At 47.2% G+C, this 4864-nt stretch carries 8 protein-coding genes; 3 read left to right on the top strand and 5 right to left on the bottom strand.

Annotation, left to right across the window (positions count from 1 at the left end):
- Positions 1–898, top strand: an 898-nt coding sequence (locus PLA23_RS10570; RefSeq protein WP_324475156.1) for an AAA family ATPase, incomplete at its 5' end; no start/stop codon positions are given.
- A gap of 78 nt (positions 899–976) precedes the next feature.
- Positions 977–1414 carry an FHA domain-containing protein gene (locus PLA23_RS10565; protein WP_324475154.1) on the top strand — a complete coding sequence of 146 codons (438 nt, stop codon included), beginning with the start codon at positions 977–979 and terminating at the stop codon, positions 1412–1414.
- Between the two features lies 1 nt (position 1415).
- On the opposite strand, the gene PLA23_RS10560 is transcribed toward PLA23_RS10565, so the two are convergent.
- Positions 1416–2411 (bottom strand): YbgA family protein, encoded by a 996-nt coding sequence (locus PLA23_RS10560; RefSeq protein ID WP_324475153.1) that lies wholly within the window; start codon positions 2409–2411, stop codon positions 1416–1418.
- Between the two features lie 213 nt (positions 2412–2624).
- Between PLA23_RS10560 and PLA23_RS10555 the strand changes: the two genes are divergently transcribed.
- Positions 2625–2855 (top strand): HypC/HybG/HupF family hydrogenase formation chaperone, encoded by a 231-nt coding sequence (locus PLA23_RS10555; RefSeq protein ID WP_324331673.1) that lies wholly within the window; start codon positions 2625–2627, stop codon positions 2853–2855.
- A gap of 38 nt (positions 2856–2893) precedes the next feature.
- On the opposite strand, the gene PLA23_RS10550 is transcribed toward PLA23_RS10555, so the two are convergent.
- The 4 genes from PLA23_RS10550 to PLA23_RS10535 form a co-directional block, all read right to left on the bottom strand.
- A complete protein-coding gene (locus PLA23_RS10550) occupies positions 2894–3547 on the bottom strand; it encodes a MarC family protein (RefSeq protein WP_324331675.1) in 654 nt (217 codons plus the stop codon).
- Positions 3548–3563: 16 nt separating this feature from the next.
- The gene (locus tag PLA23_RS10545) at positions 3564–3983 is read right to left on the bottom strand and encodes a hypothetical protein (protein WP_324331677.1); all 420 of its coding nucleotides are present in this window, start codon (positions 3981–3983) and stop codon (positions 3564–3566) included.
- 78 nt (positions 3984–4061) lie between these two features.
- Complete coding sequence (albA, locus tag PLA23_RS10540) at positions 4062–4337, bottom strand: DNA-binding protein Alba (protein ID WP_324331679.1); 276 nt, start codon at positions 4335–4337, stop codon at positions 4062–4064.
- Between the two features lie 14 nt (positions 4338–4351).
- Positions 4352–4864, bottom strand: a 513-nt coding sequence (locus PLA23_RS10535; RefSeq protein WP_324475152.1) for an Asd/ArgC dimerization domain-containing protein, incomplete at its 5' end; no start/stop codon positions are given.

Here is a 4864-nt window from a genome sequence, read left to right as displayed (position 1 = left end):
ATGTAATCTGCTCAACCAGGCCTATCTTGGTCTGTCATACTCGCAGTATCCGCAGGATTATTCAAAACCAAGGGGATTTTTCCTTCTGGCCGGTCATGAAGGGGTAGGAAAGACCACCCTTGCCTATGCAATCAAGGATCTGCTTCTTGGGCCGTATCGTGATATGATACTCCTTAATATGGGTGATTATCAGGATGAGAATGCCTGGAGACGTCTGCTGTTGCATTCAACTCTGGATAACGGGAGTTTTCTTGGAAAAATCAGGAAAAACCCGTATTCTGTCATCCTCTTTGAAAACATTGAATCAGCACATCCGTCGGTAATAAAACTCATCTCGTCCATTATTCGTGACGGAGAGATAATTACTGATGATGGGTATGCAATCGGCTTTTCAGGATGTCTGATCATGTGTACGATTCGTCTCTCCGGATGTTGTCCAAATACGTATCAGATGTCGCATAGTGAAGAAGAGACAACTAAGGAGTACCTGGCCAGGGAACGAACGGTCCATGAGAGTATTACCCTCTTTTTTGAAGAGAAGAAGTGTCTTGATTTTTCAAAGTATATTCGGGGAAATACCATCATCTTCAGGGGTATTAACCCGGATGCGGCGAAGCTCATTCTTGATGTCATGATTAACCGGATATTTGAGAAGGTATCTGCGATGTATGGTATTACTCTGATGATGAGCACGTCTGTTCAGGAGATGGTTGAGGAGTACTGCTGCCAGGACCTGACACGAGGAGGGATTGGAATTGGCCAGAGGGTTGAAGCCATGCTGGTTCACCCACTCTCCCGGATTCTTATACAGGAGACTATTTCACCTGAAGAAAAAGTAATAATTACTCATATTTCAGATAGTGAAACAGGGTGGGAGGTCAGCCTCTCCAGGGTGTGAATGCCCGGATGTTATATGGTGCTCCAAAAAATTTGTGATACATGCGGAATGGCGAACCCTGCAACTGAGATGATCTGTATGCGGTGTTTTTCAGACATCTCGGGGAAAAAACCGGTTGAAAGGAAGACCATCCGGCAGATTGAAGGGAAGGGGATTGTAAAAAAGCCACCAGATAGACGGTTTGCAAATATTGGATTTGATGAAGGGAAAACAATCAGGGAAGTAACGCCACTGACACTTTCTATGTCCCCTGGGACGACCATTACCGTTCATCATGGGGATACTGTTGGGAGGGATGCCGTGGGACGGACCATTCTGCAGCAGTATAACGGGGTATCGCGTCAGCATGCAACGTTTAAGTATTTTAACGGGAAGTGGCTTGTGCGGGATGAGAACTCGACGAACGGGACGTATATTCAGGGAAAGAAGATATCCCCTGATAAATGGTATGAGATAAAAGACGGAGATACTATATCGTTTTCATCGAATTGCACCTTTATGGTTCAGACGATGTAAGTCACGACTGTTCATACATCTCCCTGCCCCGCTGGAGTTCTTCTGCCGGCAAAGAGACCAGCCCGTCCGGGTATGGTGCAAACCAGGTCTGATTTTTCAGATATGCAACAGGGTATATGAGCAGCCATGTCTGAATAATAATCCTGACTGCCGGGAGTGGCAGTCGTCCCGAGCGGTATGCTTCAACCTGCTCCAGAAAGAATCTCTTTTCTTCAGAACTCAGATGGTCACTGATATATCCAAAGGAGTGAAGGAGGACATTGATATGTGAGGTATACCGGGGTGGCAGCCGTGTTGCTTTCAGGAGTGCACGTCGGTATTCCGGTATGATGGTGTGTGGTGGATAATGCGGTGCATTTGCAACTATTCGTCCAAGGGTTGCAAGGCCCGCCTGGCTGTATGCCATCAGGAGAAGTTTGTTTTCAGAATGAAATTTGACAAGTGCTGACATCGTGCCACCGGACTCCACCTGCCGAAAATCAGCAAGCATGAATACCCGTGTTAAAAAATGCTCACGTATTCGCAGATTGCGTATCCGGCCCTCGTCCTCTATCGGGTAATCAGAAAATGCTTGGAGAATTCTCTTCCCGAAAAAACCCGGACCTTTCTCAATTGCCCGCGATTTTCCGCCTGAAGGATAGACATTCACATTGGCAATTCCTGATGTCGGGGACTTGTTCTTAAGAATAAATCCGTCCACCGGGGGGAGACTCTGGATAAATGTCTGGGAAAAATCATCCATCATTTCGGTCAGATCACGGTCGGTCGCCGGTTGGATAAGACGGTCTCCTGCACTGGTTCGGACAATCCGGATACTGCTCCGGGGAATGCCCAGTCCAATCTCAACCTCCGGACAGACGGGTATGAATGATACATATGGCTTCATTGCCGCAACTTCAGGACTGCTGATCATATCCCCGTTGTATCTGACCGGGTCATGTTCAATACACCGGCTGATAACAATCACCGGTCTTTGAAAGCTCCTTTTTTTCTGCATACCGTACGTGATAGATACCCTTCGCACAGGTATATAGGATCCGGATACAAACTGATCATAGTGCAGTGTACAAGTTTTGGAATGAAGAGCCGGAATATGAAAATTCCAAACCAGAGACGCTGTATGTACATCATTCTTCTGCCGGTTCATCAGGAGGGCTGGCAGATCAGGATAAACGGGAAATGATACCACCGGAGAAGAGGATATATCACTATGTGTATAGCAATTCCTGCTGAAATTATTGAGATTCGTGACGATAATACTGCCCTTGTGGATTTTGGAAGTCTGAGACAGGATATCAGAATTGACCTGGTGGATGTTCAGGTTGGTGATTTTGTTCTTGTTCATGTGGGATTTGCCATCCAGAAAGTAAACCGTGATGAAGCACTTGAGACCAGGGAACTCTTCAGGCAGTGCTATGAAGCAATAGAAGAGACTGCATAACCTGTTTTTAGTTATGGTTTGGAAGGGATCCAAGGATTTTAGGATCCGGTCAGCATTGGAAATGCCTGTGATATCCCGTTGATGATGAACTGAACCGCAATAGCCATCAGCATAATCCCCATCAGCCGGTTGACGACCCGGTATTCACGCTGGCCGACCCGTTTTGTAATTCGGGCAGATGATATAAGGACAAGATACGTGATGACCAGGGTAATAAGTACTGAACCCAGGATGATTCCTAGTTCAAGTGGTTTTGTAAAGAGAGGTGTATTCTGAGAGAGGACAATAACGGTGGTGATCGTCCCCGGTCCTGATATCATGGGGAATGCAAGGGGCATTGATGATATCTCCTCAGCATCAATACTCTCATACTTCTCGGTTGCCGTAACTTTTGCCCGTGACGTCCGGGCATACACCATCTCCATCCCGATACCAAAGAGCAGAACCCCGCCTGCAATGGTAAAGGCACTGATTGTTATCCCGAAGAGTGACAGGAGAAACGAGCCAAAGAGGGTAAAAAATATCAGAACCGCTCCGGCAATCCGACATCCATATGCGGCAACCCGGCGTTTGTCATCAGCATCCATAAACTCGGTGATGGAATTGTATACCAGCAGGGCACCAAGAGGATTTACCACAATAAGAATGGATGACAGAGCAAAAAGAGAGAAACTGATGAGATCAGATGCCATGGTTTATGCCAGTTGTTTAATAATAGACAATCCCGTTCTCCAGGGCACTGATGTTCTCATACCGTTCAGTTGACAGATTGGTGTTGATCACAACCTCCGGAATCACGCATCCGAATGTGTGGGCCGGAAACCAGTACAGTCCGTCGCCATAAACCGGCTGAACATCATACACGATCAGGTCTGCCGCGGTATAGTTCATCGAAGATACGGTTACATTGGAGAAGGCAAGTTTTTGCATAAGCCTTGATTTGATATCATTTTCCCCAAACATGAATGCAAGAACCCTGAATGCATCCTCCAACTGGTACTCTGCGTGAACGTCGGCATACCCGGGCATCAATGATATCGTGACTGATTTTATCGTAAGGTACCCTTCCGAATCAGTGTGTGCGGCGTATGACTGGGACACCAGGATCAGGAGGCTCCCGATCAGCATCACCAGACCGATCTTCATTCTTAAACGGTTTGGTATTTGCTGCTTAAATTCTTTTGTCCGAAAGAAAAGAAACGATGATTATTTTCTCGAGATAAGGGTTATCTCAATTGATGAAACATGAGTTTTTCCACTTTCTGTTTCAACAATTTCAGTGGATGTGTTGATGGATTTTTTCTCCACATCCTGTAAAAACCTGTTCAGCGCTATCTCGGTGGTGTCCACGGCCCGTGAGATGGCTTTTCCCCGTGCTTTGATTACAACCTCATGAGCCCCGTTATTAAATTGTGTGACGACCGCCAGAACATAGTTCATGACCGGTTTGTTCCCCACAAAGACGGTATTGTCGTCCTCCATGCTACCCTGAGGTATTACAGATACCCGCGATCACAGATCAGTTCAGCATTCAGCACCGAAGCACCGGCAGCACCTCTGATGGTGTTGTGTCCCATGGCGATATACCGGATCTGGGGCCGGAGCCTGCCGACTGAGACGGTCATACCCCTGCCTTTCATCCGGTCAAGACGTGGCTGGGGGCCATCCTGCTGGGTCATGAAATCAATTGATTTCTCCGGCAGGGTGGGAAGGTCTTTTAGCGGGCATTTCCAGTTCTGAAACGCTTTTGCAACCGTTTCAACCGGCTCTTTGATGTCAAGCCAGACTGCCATGGAATGGCCGTCAATGACCGGTACCCGGTTACAACTGGCACTGACTGAGAACGGAGCATTCACAACCTCACTGCCGTCGAAGGTTCCCATAATCTTCAGGGTCTCGCGCTCCATCTTCTCTTCCTCTCCTCCGATATATGGGATGACATTATCAAAGATGGACATGCCAGGTATGCCTTCAAATCCGGCACCTGATATCGCCTGCATGGTTGCGAC

Origin of the sequence: Methanospirillum sp., assembly GCF_035406105.1 — an archaeon.
GTDB lineage: Archaea > Halobacteriota > Methanomicrobia > Methanomicrobiales > Methanospirillaceae > Methanospirillum.
The sequence above is the reverse complement of the archived record's forward strand: the minus strand, read 5'-3'. Positions and strand labels throughout refer to the sequence as shown.

Excerpts from the sequence above, each read along its gene's own strand:
- PLA23_RS10565 (WP_324475154.1), top strand. The coding sequence starts at position 977 with ATGCGGTGTTTTTCAGACATCTCGGGGAAAAAACCGGTTGAAAGGAAG.
- PLA23_RS10560 (WP_324475153.1), bottom strand. The coding sequence starts at position 2,411 with ATGCAGAAAAAAAGGAGCTTTCAAAGACCGGTGATTGTTATCAGCCGG.
- PLA23_RS10555 (WP_324331673.1), top strand. The coding sequence starts at position 2,625 with ATGTGTATAGCAATTCCTGCTGAAATTATTGAGATTCGTGACGATAAT.
- PLA23_RS10550 (WP_324331675.1), bottom strand. The coding sequence starts at position 3,547 with ATGGCATCTGATCTCATCAGTTTCTCTCTTTTTGCTCTGTCATCCATT.
- PLA23_RS10545 (WP_324331677.1), bottom strand. The coding sequence starts at position 3,983 with ATGCTGATCGGGAGCCTCCTGATCCTGGTGTCCCAGTCATACGCCGCA.
- albA (WP_324331679.1), bottom strand. The coding sequence starts at position 4,337 with ATGGAGGACGACAATACCGTCTTTGTGGGGAACAAACCGGTCATGAAC.